Source organism: Aliamphritea hakodatensis (genome assembly GCF_024347195.1).
GTDB lineage: Bacteria > Pseudomonadota > Gammaproteobacteria > Pseudomonadales > Balneatricaceae > Amphritea > Amphritea hakodatensis.
The window spans coordinates 1,482,137-1,498,357 of record NZ_AP025281.1; the positions used below are offsets into that span (position 1 = coordinate 1,482,137).

The 16,221-nt window shown below is 52.9% G+C and carries 16 protein-coding genes; 8 read left to right on the forward strand and 8 right to left on the reverse strand.

Going from position 1 to position 16,221, the window contains the following annotated elements; genetic code table 11:
* The first annotated feature begins 24 nt into the window (after positions 1-24).
* From PCI15_RS06740 to PCI15_RS06750, 3 genes are all read left to right on the forward strand, one after another.
* On the forward strand, positions 25-408 hold the full coding sequence (locus PCI15_RS06740; RefSeq protein ID WP_271273569.1) for a DUF6394 family protein: 384 nt from the start codon (positions 25-27) through the stop codon (positions 406-408).
* Between the two features lie 12 nt (positions 409-420).
* Entirely contained in the window at positions 421-2,109 is a 1,689-nt protein-coding gene (locus PCI15_RS06745) for a potassium channel family protein (protein ID WP_271273570.1), read from the forward strand.
* A 108-nt stretch (positions 2,110-2,217) separates the two neighbouring features.
* Complete coding sequence (locus PCI15_RS06750) at positions 2,218-3,123, forward strand: Tim44 domain-containing protein (RefSeq protein WP_271273571.1); 906 nt, start codon at positions 2,218-2,220, stop codon at positions 3,121-3,123.
* A 68-nt stretch (positions 3,124-3,191) separates the two neighbouring features.
* On the opposite strand, the gene yaaA is transcribed toward PCI15_RS06750, so the two are convergent.
* The 3 genes from yaaA to PCI15_RS06765 form a co-directional block, all read right to left on the reverse strand.
* Positions 3,192-3,968 (reverse strand): peroxide stress protein YaaA, encoded by a 777-nt coding sequence (yaaA, locus tag PCI15_RS06755; RefSeq protein ID WP_271273572.1) that lies wholly within the window; start codon positions 3,966-3,968, stop codon positions 3,192-3,194.
* Between the two features lie 100 nt (positions 3,969-4,068).
* The gene (locus PCI15_RS06760; protein WP_271273573.1) at positions 4,069-4,302 is read right to left on the reverse strand and encodes a DUF2789 domain-containing protein; all 234 of its coding nucleotides are present in this window, start codon (positions 4,300-4,302) and stop codon (positions 4,069-4,071) included.
* Between the two features lie 76 nt (positions 4,303-4,378).
* A complete protein-coding gene (locus PCI15_RS06765; RefSeq protein WP_271273574.1) occupies positions 4,379-4,669 on the reverse strand; it encodes a hypothetical protein in 291 nt (96 codons plus the stop codon).
* 267 nt (positions 4,670-4,936) lie between these two features.
* Here PCI15_RS06765 and PCI15_RS06770 point away from each other — a divergent pair, with 267 nt between their 5' ends.
* The 3 genes from PCI15_RS06770 (at position 4,937) to PCI15_RS06780 (ending at position 8,095) form a co-directional block, all read left to right on the forward strand.
* A complete protein-coding gene (locus tag PCI15_RS06770) occupies positions 4,937-6,214 on the forward strand; it encodes a tryptophan--tRNA ligase (protein ID WP_271273575.1) in 1,278 nt (425 codons plus the stop codon).
* 22 nt (positions 6,215-6,236) lie between these two features.
* A complete protein-coding gene (locus tag PCI15_RS06775; RefSeq protein ID WP_271273576.1) occupies positions 6,237-7,067 on the forward strand; it encodes a sulfurtransferase in 831 nt (276 codons plus the stop codon).
* Between the two features lie 71 nt (positions 7,068-7,138).
* Entirely contained in the window at positions 7,139-8,095 is a 957-nt protein-coding gene (locus PCI15_RS06780) for a Dyp-type peroxidase (RefSeq protein ID WP_271273577.1), read from the forward strand.
* A 71-nt stretch (positions 8,096-8,166) separates the two neighbouring features.
* Here PCI15_RS06780 and PCI15_RS06785 read toward each other — a convergent pair whose 3' ends face one another.
* Together PCI15_RS06785 and cysK are read right to left on the reverse strand one after the other, a co-directional pair.
* Positions 8,167-9,153, reverse strand: coding sequence for a sensor domain-containing diguanylate cyclase (locus tag PCI15_RS06785; RefSeq protein ID WP_271273578.1), 987 nt, complete (start codon positions 9,151-9,153; stop codon positions 8,167-8,169).
* 285 nt (positions 9,154-9,438) lie between these two features.
* Positions 9,439-10,407 (reverse strand): cysteine synthase A, encoded by a 969-nt coding sequence (gene cysK / locus PCI15_RS06790; RefSeq protein ID WP_271273579.1) that lies wholly within the window; start codon positions 10,405-10,407, stop codon positions 9,439-9,441.
* A gap of 183 nt (positions 10,408-10,590) precedes the next feature.
* Here cysK and PCI15_RS06795 point away from each other — a divergent pair, with 183 nt between their 5' ends.
* The gene (locus tag PCI15_RS06795; protein WP_271273580.1) at positions 10,591-11,052 is read left to right on the forward strand and encodes a tetratricopeptide repeat protein; all 462 of its coding nucleotides are present in this window, start codon (positions 10,591-10,593) and stop codon (positions 11,050-11,052) included.
* Here PCI15_RS06795 and PCI15_RS06800 read toward each other — a convergent pair.
* The 3 genes from PCI15_RS06800 to kdsA all read right to left on the reverse strand — a co-directional run bounded on the left by PCI15_RS06800 (position 11,049) and on the right by kdsA (position 15,522).
* Positions 11,049-12,449, reverse strand: coding sequence for a DUF4139 domain-containing protein (locus PCI15_RS06800; RefSeq protein ID WP_271273581.1), 1,401 nt, complete (start codon positions 12,447-12,449; stop codon positions 11,049-11,051). The two genes, PCI15_RS06795 and PCI15_RS06800, sit on opposite strands and share 4 nt — an antisense overlap.
* A gap of 4 nt (positions 12,450-12,453) precedes the next feature.
* A complete protein-coding gene (locus PCI15_RS06805) occupies positions 12,454-14,508 on the reverse strand; it encodes an SUMF1/EgtB/PvdO family nonheme iron enzyme (RefSeq protein ID WP_271273582.1) in 2,055 nt (684 codons plus the stop codon).
* Between the two features lie 168 nt (positions 14,509-14,676).
* A complete protein-coding gene (gene kdsA, locus PCI15_RS06810; protein ID WP_271273583.1) occupies positions 14,677-15,522 on the reverse strand; it encodes a 3-deoxy-8-phosphooctulonate synthase in 846 nt (281 codons plus the stop codon).
* A gap of 134 nt (positions 15,523-15,656) precedes the next feature.
* Here kdsA and PCI15_RS06815 point away from each other — a divergent pair, with 134 nt between their 5' ends.
* A complete protein-coding gene (locus PCI15_RS06815; protein ID WP_271273584.1) occupies positions 15,657-16,193 on the forward strand; it encodes a HugZ family pyridoxamine 5'-phosphate oxidase in 537 nt (178 codons plus the stop codon).
* Positions 16,194-16,221: the final 28 nt, after the last annotated feature.

Below are 16,221 nucleotides of genomic sequence, written 5' to 3' on the forward strand. Positions count from 1 at the left end.
GCACTTAATTGGAATGAGTGACATATGAACCGGGAAAAAGTGATATTTGCGTTTTTTATCGTTCTGGCGCTAACCCTTAATTTCGGCTTCTTTCTCGGTGGATTCGATGAAATAGCCCATCATAATGTGTATGAGCTGTTTGCCGCTACGATTGTCAGCATGATCTGTACCGTGCTTAAGTTCGGCGACCGCACTCATATCGGCGCACTGATGCTGGCAACCAGTCTGGTGGCTGATTTACAGCTGGTCGTCGCGGCAATGATGTGGGGATACGGCGTGCAGATGAGTGTGGACGGTATGACCCCGGAGCTGGTCAGCAGCATTGTGTCACTGTCTGGCGGCGCGTTGCTGGCGAACGTGGTGTCCGTCGTGCTGCTTATGGTCGAGACCATTATGGTACGCCGTTAAAGGCTTGCCACTATGCATGATGTTCTTTATGTGCTGCTCAGGCGTCTGCGTAAACCGCTGATCACTGTGATCGTGGTGTATGCGATTGCGGTGACCGGCTTTGTACTGATACCCGGTCAGGATGATGCCGGCCAGCCCTGGCGCATGGACTTCTTCCATGCCATTTATTTTGTCAGTTTTATGGGCTCGACCATCGGTTTCGGTGAGATTCCCTACCCCTTTACAGCGCCGCAGCGTGCCTGGACGCTGGTAACCATCTATGCAACCGTTATTGCCTGGCTATACAGTATTGGTTCCATGCTGGCGCTGATTCAGGAGCCGGGCTTTTCCCGTATCCTGCGACGCCGTTCATTCGCGAAGGAAGTGCGGAATTTTAATGAGCCTTTTTATCTGGTGTGCGGATACGGCGTCACCGGCACCGCAATCATTGCGGGGCTTTGCCAGCGGGGCATCCGTTCTGTGGTGGTGGATGTTGATCAGGAACGGATTGATGCTTTGCAGATGGATGATTTACCTATCCGGGTGCCGGGCCTGTGTGCCAATGCGTCTTTGCCGGACGTACTGGACGATGCCGGTTTACAGCATGCTACCTGTATCGGTGTGCTGGCCCTGACGGATGATGATAATGTTAATCTGTCGATAGCTATTGCCAGTAAGCTGCTACAGCCTGAGGGGGTTGTGGTCAGCCGTACTGAGTCGGATGTCCATGCGCGCAATCTGGCGTCATTTGGCACTAACCATATTATTGATCCTTTCAGGGCCTACGCGGAATATCTTTCGCTGGTAGCTAAGTCCCCCTATATGCATCTGGTTTACGACTGGCTGGTCAACCCGTACCACCGGCCTTTATCCAGTGTGTATAAGAAGGCATCCGGGCGCTGGATTATCTGTGGTTTCGGCCGTTTTGGCCGGGCGCTGTATGATGACTTCCGGCAGGGGAATGTGGAGACCGTGTTGCTGGATGATAATCCGGCGGTGCTGGAAGGATACGAAAATACCGTGCTGGGGCTGGGGACCGAAGCGGAGACCCTGCTAAAAGCCGGTGTAGAAGATGCGGTAGCCGTTGTGGCCGGCACTCATAATGATGCGGATAACATGTCGATCATTATGACGGCAATGGAAATCAATCCGAAGCTGGTAACCGTTGTTCGCCAGAATCTGAGTTCTAACCGGCTGGTGTTTGAGAATTCCCGGGCAGACTTTGTGATGGAGCCGGGCAGAATCATCGCGAATCGTATTCTGGCTAAACTGAAAACCCCGCTGTTGCCGGTCTTTATCGAAAAAATGCAGCATCACGATGAAGTTTGGGCCCATACGTTGCTGAACCGTATGAGTAACATTGCCGGTGACAGGGAGCTGGACAGCTGGTCTGTGAAGGTGTCCGATGTTTCTGCGCCGGCAGTGATGGCTATGTTTGATCAGGGGATGGCGGTGAAGTTGCAGGCGCTGATGAAAAATTCCCGGGACCGTAACCGTTCACTGCCCTGTTTTCCACTGTTGCATCGCAGGGATGGGGTACTTTCAATGCTGCCCGGTGAGCTGACCGAGCTGGAGCCGGGGGATGAGGTGTTATTTTGCGGGTTGTCGTCGGCGAAGGGACGGATGGAGTGGATTCTTAAGAATTACAATATTCTTTTCTATATTCTGACCGGAGAAGACCCGAGTTTTAACCTTCTTTCACGCATACTTAAGCGTTTCTGAACTTTATATTTGCCGGTTATACCGCTACTATCTTGACTGAAATAATCTGGCGGCCGTTATGTAAGCGAGTAACTGTTGCTGAAAAATCAGCATGATTCAGGAGATGATATGCGTACCCTGTTAGTAACTCTTTTTGCCTGTATTCTAAGCTTTGGTCTGGTTGCACCGGACGCAGAGGCCAAGCGGTTCGGTGGCGGTAAGAGCTTTGGTAAATCTTTTTCTACCCCTAAATCGGCTAAGCCTGCAGCAGCGCCTACCAGCCAGAAAACGGCAACAAATACAGCGGGCAAGACTGCCCAGGGCAAAAAACGCAGTGGCTTTGGTGGTCTGATGGCGGGTCTGCTGGCCGGTGGTCTGTTAGGTGCAATGTTCTTTGGTGACGGTTTCGACGGTATCCAGTTCATGGATATTTTGCTGGTGGGCTTACTGGCCTTTGTGGCGTTCAAGATATTCTCGATACTTAAGAAGGGCTCCCGGCCAAATTATGCCGGCGCAGGTGCCGGTATGGGCGGCCTGAGCCAGCAGAGCGCTCAGCAACCGCAGAACTTTAAAACGTCTGAACCACAGAATTTCCAGGCGTCTGAGCCGGTGGCCAAGCCTTCACGTTTTAACAGCGGTGGCTTTGGTGGCCGTGGTTTCGTTTTACCGAACTGGTTTAACGAAAACAGCTTCCTGGAAGGCGGCAAGCAGCATTTTGCGCACCTGCAAAAGGCATGGGACAGTAATGACTGGGACGATATTCAGACATATGTGTCCCCGGATGTGCTGCATCATCTGCAGACTGAGCGTGCAAAACTGGCTGAAGCCCAGCATACGGAAGTGGTATCGGTGATGGCTGAGATGGCTAACTTCATCGATAACGGTGATCATGTAATTGCCACCATCAACTTCTATGGCTGGATGAAAGAAGACAGTGATCAGACCACTGAATTCAGTGAGTTGTGGCACCTGATGCGTGACATGTCTCAGGAAAATGCCGACTGGATGATCGTGGGCATCGAACAGCCTTCCTGATTGATCAGGCGATAAAAAAGGCGCTGTTCCCTCAGGAACCGCGCCTTTTTTGTATCTGTAACCTGTATTTACAGGGCTTCTTTCCGGGTGAATACCCAGGTGTCACCTTTGGAAAGGCTTTCATCATACTGATAGCCAGCCAGATCGAATCCTTTCAGGTCTTCAGCATTCTGTATACGGTTTTCAATGGCGTAGCGGCACATCAGACCGCGGGCTTTTTTAGCAAAGAAGCTGATGATCTTATACTGGCCGTTTTTCCAGTCTTTAAATACCGGGGTAATGACCCGGCCGTTGAGGCCTTTAGGCTTGACCGATTTAAAATACTCGGTGGAAGCAAGGTTAACCAGTTCTTCACTGTTCAGTGCCTGCAACTGTTCGTTCAGAGCAGCGGTGATCACATTGCCCCAGAACGCATACAGATCTTTCCCCTGCGGATTGGCCAGCTTGGTACCCATTTCCAGCCGGTAAGGCTGCATCAGGTCCAGTGGCCGGAGTAAACCGTATAAGCCGGACAGGATACGTAAATGCTGCTGAGCAAAGTCGAGATCTTCTTCGCTGAAAGCAGGGGCATTCAGGCCGGTATATACATCGCCGTTGAAGGCCAGTACCGCCTGTTTGGCGTTGTCGGTGGTGAAGTCCGGATGCCAGCTCTGGTAGCGGGCAACATTCAGTGCTGACAGTTTATCGCTGAGCTTCATCAGTTCGGCAATATCCTGCACCGCAAACTCTTTCAGCTGCTCAATCAGCTTAGCAGCGTGGTCCAGATGGTCTGGCTGGCTGTAAGTGTTGGTGGTTGCAGGGGGGTCGTAGTCCAGATTTTTTGCTGGAGAAATAACAAGTAGCATGGTTGTGAATATACCCGGCCAGTGAATTTGTCATGATGGTAAACCACTGGCCGGCAAACTGAAAGTTTAGAAAGTGTATCGTCAGGATAGGGAATATTAATCAGGCATGGAGCCGGGTATTCAGTTCATCCACAGCTTCCGACCAGTCGGAATCGAAATCCAGTGATTCTTTTATGAAGCTTGCCTGGCTCGGTGTCCAGAAGCTGGCTTCGTCGAGGCGGACTCGCTGGCTGAAAAGGGTATGGGTGCGGATAAACTGATCAATTTCATGATCTTCACTGGGCAGTCCCAGCTGAGCGAACAGCGTATTGATACTGTGTAATGAGCGATCCATAAAGGGCCTCCGTCAGGGGATTTAATTACGGGTGCCCTAAAAAGCCTAGCGGGTTAGCCGGACTTGTCAAAAGTGATCAGTTTTCGCGGTCGCCGGTTTTATGCTTTTTTTCAATGGTGCGGAAGATGGCGGTGGAGCCGGCGGTGCCGATCATAACGAGAATGGCAACAATCATGGGGGCAGTTGCTTCGCCGACAACCCGTGAATACATGGCGGATAACAGAAAGCCACCGATAAAACATAACGCCGCCATCAGCAGGCGGTTAACCAGGGTAGCGGGTTTTTTATCTGGCCCGGTGGCGATCAGAAAAGCCAGTGAGCCCAGTGCAGAGGCCAGTACAATCCATGACGGGAGCAGTTCGGTCATGTCGGTTCCTTTCAGTGTTATCACAAAGTCCGGGATTATACCCCGGGGCCGGTACTGAACCCAGTGTTAAAGTGCTGAAATCGTTACGCCTATAGTCGGGTTCAGAGTAGGGCGTATAGTCGCAAGGTGGTGGAGAAAAAGCGTGTCTGTGCGTTTCTAATTAAGCCGCCAGCGAGTATCATGGATGGCCTTATTCCAGGTACCGCTATTGATCAGGTGCCGGCCTTTTTTGAGATTTGTAATTTTTCAGACCTAAGCAGAATTCAGATGACTAAACAGACTGTTCTTACTGGTATAACAACCACCGGTACCCCGCACATTGGTAACTATTTAGGGGCGATCAAGCCTGCGATTGAAGCAAGCCTGAACAGTGACTTTAACAGTTATTTTTTCCTGGCGGATTTTCATGCCCTGATCAAGTGTCATGATCCGGAACGTGTCGCGCGTTCTACCCGGGAGATTGCCGCGACGTGGCTGGCGCTGGGGCTGGACACCGATAAAGCAACCTTTTACCGCCAGACGGATATTCCGGAAATTACCGAGCTGACCTGGATTCTGACCTGCATGACGTCAAAGGGGCTGATGAACCGCTCCCATGCCTATAAAGCGTCTGTCGATGCAAACCGTGAAGCGGGTAAGCAGGAAGATGATGATGTCACTATGGGGTTGTTCAGCTACCCGATTCTGATGGCCGCGGACATCCTGATGTTTAATGCGGATATTATTCCGGTGGGCAAGGATCAGATTCAGCACATTGAAATGGCCCGTGATATTGCCGGACGTTTCAATCATACCTATGGCGAACTGTTTAATCTGCCGCAGGCTCAGGTTGATGAACAGACTCAGCTGATCCCGGGTCTGGACGGCCGTAAGATGTCCAAGAGCTATGACAATACGATTCCTTTGTTTGCCAGCTCAGATGATCTTTACAAACTGATCAAGCAGATTAAGACTGATACGCTGGAGCCGGGTCAGCCTAAGGATGCGGACGACAGCACAATCTTTCAGCTGTTTGCCAACTTTGCCACCGAGGCAGAACAGGCTGATATGCGCCGTCAGTTCGAAAACGGTATCGGCTGGGGGGATGCTAAGAAGCAGCTTTTCGAATATCTGGATGCCTACCTGACCAAACCCCGTGAAGAATATAACCGTCTGATGCAGGACATGGCTTTCGTTGAGCAGCAATTGCATAAAGGGGCAGCCAAAGCCCGTGAGTTTGCAACCCCGTTCCTGGCGCAGGCGCGTATTGCTGCCGGTATCCGTCCGCTGACCTACACTGAAGCGGCACCGCAACAGCAGGAAGAGCAGAAGAAAGAAAAATCCGCCGAGCAGATTGCCCGGGCTGAAGAAGGCCGCCGTCGCGGTATTCTGATGCAGCTTAAATCAGTGCTGGAGCAGGTCGCGCAGGCTGATGATAAAGCCGCTGCAGCCCGTGACGTGCTGGCCGCTAAAGCCGCTGAAGTTGAAGGCCTGAAGAAAAAAGCGAAGCAAAAGGCCCAGAACGAGCTGGATGTTCTGCAGGAAGAGTTCGCTCAGTATCTGTAACCCGGAAATGACGGAGTAACCTATGAATCAGACACTGATCAGCGTCGATGATCTGAAAACAAAGGTTGAGCGTGGCAGTGCCCTGGTGATCTGGGACTGCCGTTTTAATCTGATGGATGTTAATCAGGGCCGCAAAGCCTATCAGGCAAGCCATATTCCCGGTGCCCTGTATGTGGATCTGAATAAAGATCTTGCCGCTGAGGTTACCGATGAGACCGGCCGGCACCCGTTACCGGCGCTGGATAAGTTTGCCGAGGTATGTGAAGCCACCAGTATCCGGCCGGATGTACAGGTGGTCGTGTATGATGACTGCGGGGGCGCGATGGCTGCCCGTGCCTGGTGGCTGCTGAAAGCAATCGGGGTGCGGGATGTGGCAGTGCTGGACGGTGGTTATCCGGCCTGGCTGGCGGCATCAGCCCCGGTGGTGACAGAGTTTATTATGCCTCAGCCAAGCGCCGTGAGGCTGAACAGCTATGATCATTCAATGATTGCCGGGCGGGAAGAGGTTGCCCGGTTTGCGGCGGACAGCTGCCTGGTGGATGCCAGAACCGCGGAGCGTTATAACGGAGAACAGGAACCGATTGATCCTGTTGCCGGGCATATTCCCGGTGCACTGAACCGGCCGTTACAGGCTAACCTGAGCAGCGATGGCCGGTTTAAGCCGGCAGATGTGCTGAAGGCTGAGTGGCAGGCTTTGCTAAAAGATATTCCTGCTGAGCAGGTGATACATTACTGTGGTTCCGGTGTTACCGCCTGCCATAACCAGCTGGCGATGGAAATTGCCGGGCTGAGTGGCTCCCGGGTGTATCCGGGGTCATGGAGTGAATGGTTAAAATACCATCCGCCGGCCTGAATATTCAGAATGTCAGAAAGATAGCTGCCGGCACGCCAAATCAGGCCGGTAAAGCAGAAAAGGAGTGAGGTATGACTGAAATACGTGCTGCACAGGCCCTCTGTCAGTCCGGTGTCATTGCTGAAGCAAACAGTGATGCGTTGTTTATTACGTATGATTTATCCCCGCAAGCGGATGTCTCCCGTCTGAAGCATTTGCTGGCGCAGGTGCCGGTGCTGACCCGGGCGATGGAAGATGCTTCATCCCAGTCCGGAGCCAGCGCTGAATTGCATGTTACCCTTGCTGTCGGCGAGCAGGTCTGGGAGCGGTTTGATGGGGCTCAGCGTCCTGCTGAACTGTTGCCTTTTCCTCAGCAACAGCGGGATCAGCTGTCTGCGCCGGCGACACCGGCGGATGTGCTGCTGCATATTCGCAGTAACCGTCATGATATCAACCATGAAATGGCATCCCGGTTGCACGCCTTGCTTGCCGGGCACCTGGTGCTGGTGGAGCAGATTCACGGCTTCCGCTATCTGGACAGCCGGGACATGACCGGTTTTGTTGACGGCACGGAGAACCCTCAGGGGGATGACCGGGCTGCGGTTGCGGTGATTGCTGACGGGCCGTTTGCCGGTGGCAGTTATATTCACCTGCAACGTTACGAGCATGATCTGCAGCGCTGGAACCAGCTGGCGGTTAAGCAGCAGGAAGATATTATCGGCCGTACCAAAACAGAAAATGTGGAATATGCCGGCGCAGATAAAGCCAGCTTTGCCCATACCAAGCGGACATCCCTGAAAGATGCTCAGGGTAAATCTGTTGAAATCCTGCGGCACAGTATGCCTTATGGTGATCTGACCAAACGGGGTTTGCTGTTTGCGTCTTTCGGTGCTTCGGCGGTGCCTTTTACCCGGATGCTGGAAAGTATGTTTCACGGTGAAGAACAGGGCGGTGCTTACGACAAACTGCTGGACTATACTGTGGCGGTGACGGGGCAGTCATTCTTCGCACCGGGGCTGGCAATGCTGGAAAGCTGGAACGACGCCTGAAACAAATCGGTTCAGAGTTAAAAAATACCTGCATTGCGCAGGTATTTTTTTGTCCTGAAAATGGTGGCCGGTCAGGCTGAGCGGTGCAGCTTATTGGCCTGTTTATTTTCGTACATGTGTTTATCTGCTTTATCGATCATTATTTCCATTGAGGTTTCATCAACCTCTGTGGCAAAGCAATAGCCGTGGCTGAGGCTGTTCATACGGAAGGCGGGGTTTTGTTTTAACTGCTCGCTGAACTGATGTTCGATCCGCTGGCAAAATGTCTGAATCTGTTGCTCGTTATCTGTCAGCATCATGACCAGAAATTCGTCACCGCCTACCCGGGCAATAATGTCGCTGTCCCGGCAGTTTTCTTGCAGTGTTTTTGCCAGACCCGTGATACAGGCGTCCCCTGCCTGATGCCCTTCGGTGTCATTGAGCTGTTTCATATTATCGATGTCGATATACACCATGCCGATATGCTGGCCAAAGCGTCGGGCGTCTTTGAAGCGCTGTTCCCCCAGCAGGTTCAGGCCTCTGCGGTTATGCACCTGGGTTAACTCGTCAGTAATGGCCAGTGCCTTGATTTCTTCGTAGCTGATCAGCATATGCAGGTCGGCATTGATCAGATTACGGAACTGTTCGAGTATTTTCAGCTGGGTGTCGGAATAGTCGGAAAGCTTTTTGTCGATGACACAGATGGTGCCGAACAGTGAGCCGTCAGGCCAGGTGATGGGCATGCCGAAGTATGAGCGCACAGGGCCTTCTGCCACGGGAGGTGCATCTTTCCATTCGCTGTTGCACGGTGCATTTTCAACATAAAGCCCTTCGCCGGTTTCAACGATTCGTCGACAGAAGCTTTTCATATCCCATGGCCAGCTGGAGTTACGTTGCAGAAAGTTGTCTTCATTCAGGCTGGCAACGACTGCATTAAATTCCTGCTGGCGGAACTGGACGATGGTGCCACAGGCTGAGCCAAACAACTCGGCCATCAGATCGACGGTGGTCTGCCATTTATCCAGATCAAGGTTAGGGTGTGGATGGCGGGAAAGGCAAGCTTGGGTATCTATCATCATCGTAACCTGTCAGGGTGCTGATTTTGCTGCCACAAAGGCACTCAAGCAGAATCAGTGTTCGTCAGGTCACCTGGTTAAGCGTACTGAAACCAGATAATGCAGTATGTGTGCGACCTGATTCCTTAGTCTTAATCAAATGTTGGTATGATTAATTGCCAGTATGGTTTTAACCCTGAGAAATCGCAACCGGATTTGTTTGAAAATGCAGGCATGATTCTCCATTTTGTGGAGACTGCCGGGAAGTAAAAACAGACCTGCTGAGCAGGTCTGTCAGAGGAGGGGGTGTTACTGTACGTTTTCGTTATCGCTGAACATGCCTTCAAACAGCGCGGTAGACAGGTAACGCTCGCCGGAGTCCGGCAGGATCACGACAATGTTTTTACCTTGGTTGTCCGGCTTCTCTGCCTGCTTAACGGCTGCAGCCAGTGCTGCACCACAGGAGATACCTGCCAGAATACCTTCTTTAACCATCAGTTGGCGGGCCATTTCAATGGCTTCTTCATTGCTTACCTGTGCGACTTCGTCCACCAGAGACAGGTCCAGATTCTTCGGTACGAAACCGGCGCCGATGCCCTGGATTTTGTGTGGAGCAGGCTGCAACTCTTCGTTGTTCAGGGTTTGGCTGATAATCGGAGAGTCAGTCGGCTCAACTGCGACTGAATGAATTGCTTTACCTTCAGTCTGTTTAATATAGCGGGACGTGCCGCTGATAGTGCCGCCGGTACCCACGCCTGCGACCAGAACATCAATTTGCCCCTCTGTGTCGCGCCAGATTTCAGGGCCAGTGGTTTTTTCGTGGATTTCAGGGTTCGCAGGGTTTTCAAACTGTTGCAGCATCAGGTAGCTGTCAGCGTTTTCGGCAACCAGTTCTTCCGCTTTGGCAATCGCGCCTTTCATGCCTTTCGCCGGTTCGGTCAGAACGATTTCAGCCCCCAGTGCTTTCATCAGCTTGCGGCGTTCTATGCTCATGGAAGATGGCATGGTCAGCACCAGTTTGTAGCCACGGGATGCGGCCACGAAAGCCAGCGCAATACCCGTGTTACCACTGGTAGGCTCGATCAGGGTCATGCCCGGCTTAAGACGTCCGTCCTGCTCAGCGGCCCAAACCATGTTGGCACCGATCCGGCATTTTACTGAACCGGCAGGGTTACGGCTTTCAATTTTGGCGTAGATATTAGCCTGCGGTGCGATTTTGCCAAGGCGTACTAACGGAGTGTTACCGATCGATAGGGAATTATCACTGAAGCTGTTCATGGGGATATCCTGATCTCACTAAAATAAGTAATAAGAGAAATAACTTCTATAACTTTTCGATTTAAGCGCAGCGCAATAACGAACGCAAGACAAATATCGATGTATTACTTAGTCCGCCTGAAATAAAATTGGTTTTATCGGTTTTATTCTGATTTTCCGGTGAGGATAGCAATGCGGTTGTTTATGAAACTTATAGCGCCCCTGTTGGGTTGGTTGGCTTTTGCAGCATTTCGCAGCTCGCTGCTGAAATCGTCCAGAGCAAAGCATCAGCTGGTTATGAAGCTGTTCCGTAAGGCGGCGGATAATGGCAGTACCAAAGCGTTGTCAGTTTACGGGCACCTGTTGCATTACCGGGGGGAAGATGAGAGCAACCGGATTCAGGGGGCGATTTATCTTCGCCGTGCGGCGGAACAGGGGGATGCTAAAGCTGCGTATCAGGTTGCCCGCTTATTCGAACAGGGTTACCCGGTTATCGGTGAAGATGCCGATAAGGCACTGCAGTTTTACCGTCAGGCCGGTGAAAAGGGGCATGTTCTGGCCATTAAACGTCTGATCGAGGTATATGAATCAGGCGGTTTACACCAGCTGGCGGATTCAGGCCAGCTGGCGTTTTGGAAGGCGCAACAGGTGCGTTTTGGCGGTTAAGGTTGCAGCAGCTGTACGCTGAAACTGACCTTGGTTACGCCGTTGCCGGGAACATCGACAATCCACTGAGCCTGACCTGCCGCTGATTTGGTATAGGTGTGGCTACTGTCTTCAATTTTCCAGTCCTGTGAGAAATCCGCATTCAGTGTCACTTTAGTGGCGGTGCTCCGGCTGTTACGGACTTCCAGTGTCTGGCGCATTTTGTGCCCGTTATACACCTTTTCGAAGTCAGTCTGCTGGCGCTTAATACTCAGGTCAAAGGCTTTGCCGATTGGCAGGCGGACGGTTTCCCCGGCGGCGGTATGTTCCACCCGGGCGCTGCCAATGAATTGCAGCCGGTTGTCATTATCCGGGCTGAATACCCGGGCATTACCGGCCGGCAGGGGAAAGCCCAGATTGCTGTCGGCAGTATTTTGGAAGCTCAGTTCAATGGCCGGTTTTTCCCGGTATTCATTGTGGTCGAGCCCCGGATACACGGGGAACCGGTACCGGTAGGTTTTTTCGGTGTTTACCCGGTCAGAGCTGATCAGGTTAACCTGCTTGGTCTGGCCGGTTTTGAGGCTGGTGGTGCGGGGCAGCTTATAGAGCTGGTAATCCTGTAACTGTTGCGGCTGGCCGCTTTCCATACCGTCGGCCATCGCCATGGCCATCATGCCCCGTTCCTGTTTGTAACGCAGGTTTTCCGGTGGCTGGTTAACCTGTCCGGCCATTAACAGAATGTTGCTGTCGTTGAAGTCGACCCCTGTCTGATTGTTGAGTGTTGCAAGTCCGTCGAGGCTGAGCCGGTTGCCCTGCTGATTCAGGGTCATGGCATAATCCATCTGCCAACTGAGGCCACGGGTCAGATAGGTCAGTATGGCTTCGCGGTTGGCTTTACTGCCGCCGGTGGTGATTTCCAGACTGGGTTTGGACTGCATACCTGCGGGCAGGGCCGGAAAGATAAACCGCCAGCCATTGCTGTTTACCGGGATACTTTCGATACTGCCGTCACGCTCAACAGTCGCCAGTTGTCCGTCGTTGCTGAGCAGGCGGGCAGAAACACGGGTTTCCTGCCCGGTTGCCGGATTTGTCCGGGCCAGCTGCAGGTTTTTGCCTATATAGTGCTGTAACAGTGCCTGTGTGCTGATGAGGTTGGTGTTGAGATTTTGTTCCAGTACTTCGCCGGCATTTTCAAAACGCAGGGTTTCACTCATCATCTGATGGCTGACATCCTGCACGGATATACTCTCGCCGGCAGGAATAGCCGGTAACTGCCGGGTGTCTCTGACCAGCCCAAGATTGTCGTTGTACAGTGTCACTGTGAGTGATTTTTGCTGGCTGGCATCAATACTGATTCCGGCGGCGAGCGTCAGCGCCGGGGTGAGTAAAGTGACGACACCGGTAACAAACCTGTGCATGATATTATTCCTCGTTAAGCGTTGATACGTCCGGTGTATCTTCCGGTAAATTCAGAGCGACCCGGAAGCCCCAGGTATTTTTGCTGGCATTGGCCGGGTGGCGGTAACGGCTGGAAGAACGGATAACCCGGCCGATATCAAACCAGGAACCGCCCCGCATGACGCGAAACTCACAGCTGCCATCCTGGCGGGCATCGCCGTTTACCGGCGCACCGATATAGGAATCCTGATAGCAGTCTTCCACCCATTCGTCGACATTACCGCTCATGTCATGAATTCCCCATGAATTTGCGGGGAAACTTCCCACCGGAGCAGTTTGTTTGCCGTCCCAGGGACTGCCGCACTCGCCACAGACTGCCCGTTCCGGTTCCAGTTTTTCACCCCACCAGTAGTTGCTGTCTGAGCCTGCCCGGGCAACGTATTCCCATTCAGCTTCAGTCGGCAGGCGGTAGGGCTGTCCGGTGATGTCTGCCAGCCAGCGGGTGTAGGCTTTGGCCTGTTGCCAGGTAACATTGACCACTGGCCGGTTGCCCCGCCCCCAGCCGTTGTCGTCCGGCAGCGGCTGGCCGGTGGCCAGGGCGTAGTGGTCATAGTCGCTGAAGGTGATTTCATTGCGGGCCAGCGCAAATTTATAGCCAATATTGACTTCGTGGCTGGGCAGTTCGTTATCATCGCCGATCAGCTGCTGGTCGCCCATCATGAAGCGTCCCCGGGGGATGATTACCATCTGCGGGCCTTTAAAACCGCCGGTAAGCTGATCAGTAAACAGTGTTTTGGCATCCGCGTCGGGGTATTTGGCTTTGAGCAACCGGGCTTCCAGCGTGGCTACTTCATCGGTACGGGCTGTCAGGCTGTTTTTGAGAGCGTCGATTTGCGTCTGGTAATCGTTGCTGGCGGATTGCTGTTCGGTTGCCTGTTGTTCTAACTGACTCCGCAGGCTTTCGATTTCCGCCAGGCTGGTTGCCAGTGCGTTGTTTGTACGCATTTGCTGCAACATCAGAATGGCGGCGGTCGCGATTGCACCAACCAGCATACCGGCAGTGAAAATCCCTAAGCCGAATATCTGTGGGCGGCTGGGGCGCCAGGCTGTCAGTCCGGAAAGTCTGGCGCCCAAGCCGGACTTGCCTGCTGTACGTTCGGACTGTGCCTCATCAGACAGAGTGTTGTTAGCGGTATCCGGGCCTTTGATGTCGGGCAGCGGTGCTTCATTTTCTTCCTGCAGAATACTCTGAATAAGCTGGGAGGCCGTCGCCGGGCGTTCATCCGGGTCGGTGGAAAACGCGCTTTGCAATGATTGCCACTGGGTGGCGGTCAGCATTTTCAGAGGTTTCAGTTCAATGCGTACCCGGCTGGCTTCATCATCCTGCGCCCGGAACGGTGCTTTACCGCTCAGTAGCTGATAGATGATGGCGGCATAGGCGTAGATATCGGCTTTTGGGGTAAGCGGTTCCGGATGGAAGCATTCCGGTGCCCGGTAGGCCAGATAACCGGCGGGTTCTTTGAGCTGTTCACTGATGCACTCAAGGCTGTCAGCGAGGTTATAGCCGGTTAACCGGACGCCTCCCTGACGGTTGACGAAGACCATGTCCGGGCTAAGGCTGCGGTGGGGGCTGGCCAGTTTTGCATGAATGCTGTCCAGTGCCAGTGCCAGTTGAATCAGCAAACCTTCTTTCTGTGCGCGGCTGAGCTTTTTATGGGCACCGCTGTTCAGCAGTTGGGCAAGAGTCAGGCCATCCAGCCGTTCTGTGGCAATTAAAACCAGCCCGCCACGGTGTTTAAAGATACCGTAATGATCTGCCAGATACTGATGTTTAAGGCGTTTGCTGAGGCTAACCTGCTTTTTGATGTGTTCGATGAAGCCGCTGTGCCGGCTGAAGGCAGGGTTGATAATATGCAGGCTGACCAGCGCGCCGGTACTGGTGGAAAGGTCTTCGGCCTGCCAGAGCTGGCCAAGTACAGTGGGTTTAAGTGCGGTCAGCAGTTTATACGGATGGTGATCCGGGCCGATAATCTGTTCGGCTTTCAGTCCGTTATAAAGGGCTTGCTGAGAATCCACCATACATTACCGGCCTAATCCCTGATGAGTTATCAGCCCATAATAGATCATGCGTAAAGTATAGTGAAGCAGCCCGGGGGGATAGGGCAAAAAAGCGGGAAAAGGTTTGTATAACAGCCTGTTACCTGCCGGCGTGAAAGCTGGTTGGCGGAGGTAGCAGGCTGGATGAGATTATTCAGTAATCAGTGGCGGGAAGCTCTTAACCAGTTGATCCACCGCCTGCATCTGTTGCAGGTAAGGTTCAAGTTTATCCAGTGGCAGCGCGCAGGGGCCGTCGCACTTTGCTTCGGCCGGGTTCGGGTGCGCTTCCAGGAACAGACCGGCAATGCCCTGCGCCAGACCGGCACGGGAAAGCTGTGCAACCAGCGCCCGGCGACCATCTGCACTGTCACTGCGGCCACCTGGCATCTGCAGGGCATGGGTGGCATCAAACATGATTGGATAGCCAAATTCTTTCATGACCGAGAAACCGAGCATATCTACCACCAGGTTGTTATAACCAAAGCTGCTGCCCCGTTCGCACAGGATCAGCTTGTCGTTACCGGCCTGTTCGGCTTTATTGAGGATGTGTTTCATTTCCTGTGGTGCCAGGAACTGTGCTTTCTTGATATTAATTACAGCGTCGGTTTTAGCCATGGCCTCAACCAGATCGGTCTGGCGGGAGAGGAACGCCGGTAACTGAATGATGTCGCACACTTCGGCCGTGGGTGCCGCCTGATGCGGTTCGTGAACATCAGTGATTAGCGGTACGTTAAAAGTCTGCTTAATTTCCTGCAGGATTTTCAGGCCTTCTTCCAGTCCAGGGCCGCGGAAGGATGTCAGAGAAGAGCGGTTCGCTTTATCAAAAGACGCTTTAAAGACGTAAGGAATGTCCAGTTTCTGAGTCACTTCGACGTAATGTTCGGCAATGCGCATGGCCAGATCCCGGGATTCCAGAACATTCATGCCGCCAAACAGAACCATCGGGCTTTCGTTACTGATTTCGATCTGACCGGCTTTAATGGTTTTCTGCTGCATCCTGACAATTCCTTAATGTTGCGCGCCTGCAATGTACAGAAAGGGGGTGGCAGGCTGCTTAAAAGTGGCATCAGTATACGCTAGGCAGAGGGTTTGCGGTATATTAGGGACATGAATACAGGACCACAGGGAACATGAAAATGCGTGAAACGGATCTTACTTTACTGGCACAGGAATGCCGGACATTTATTGAGCAGCGACAGTCTCTGATGTTGGGGTCGCTGGTGGCGGACAGTCTGAACGGCGGGGCTGCAACTGATGCCTGCCCGGATGTCAGCTATGCACCGTTTATCTGGCGTGACGGTGTGTTTTACGTGTTTATCAGTGAGCTGGCAGCGCATACCCGTAATCTGATGGCGTGCGAACGAACATCTGTCATGTTTATTGAGGATGAGGTGGGTAACCGTAATCCGTTTGCCCGGCGGCGGACAAGTTTTGTTTGCAGGGCGCAACAGGTACCCCGGGATGCTCTGGCGTTTGAGCCGGCACTGGCTGATCTGGAAGAGGCATTCGGCGCCACGGTCGGTGTGCTCAGGGGGTTAAGTGATTTCAGGCTGTTCGCGCTGCAACCGGTCAGTGGCCGCTATGTGGTAGGGTTTGGCAAGGCGTACGATATTAATACGTCGGATTTCAGTCTGCGTCATGTGGGGCCGGACGACTTGAAGAAGTAATTGCTAAAGACGTGTTACAAAAGCTGTG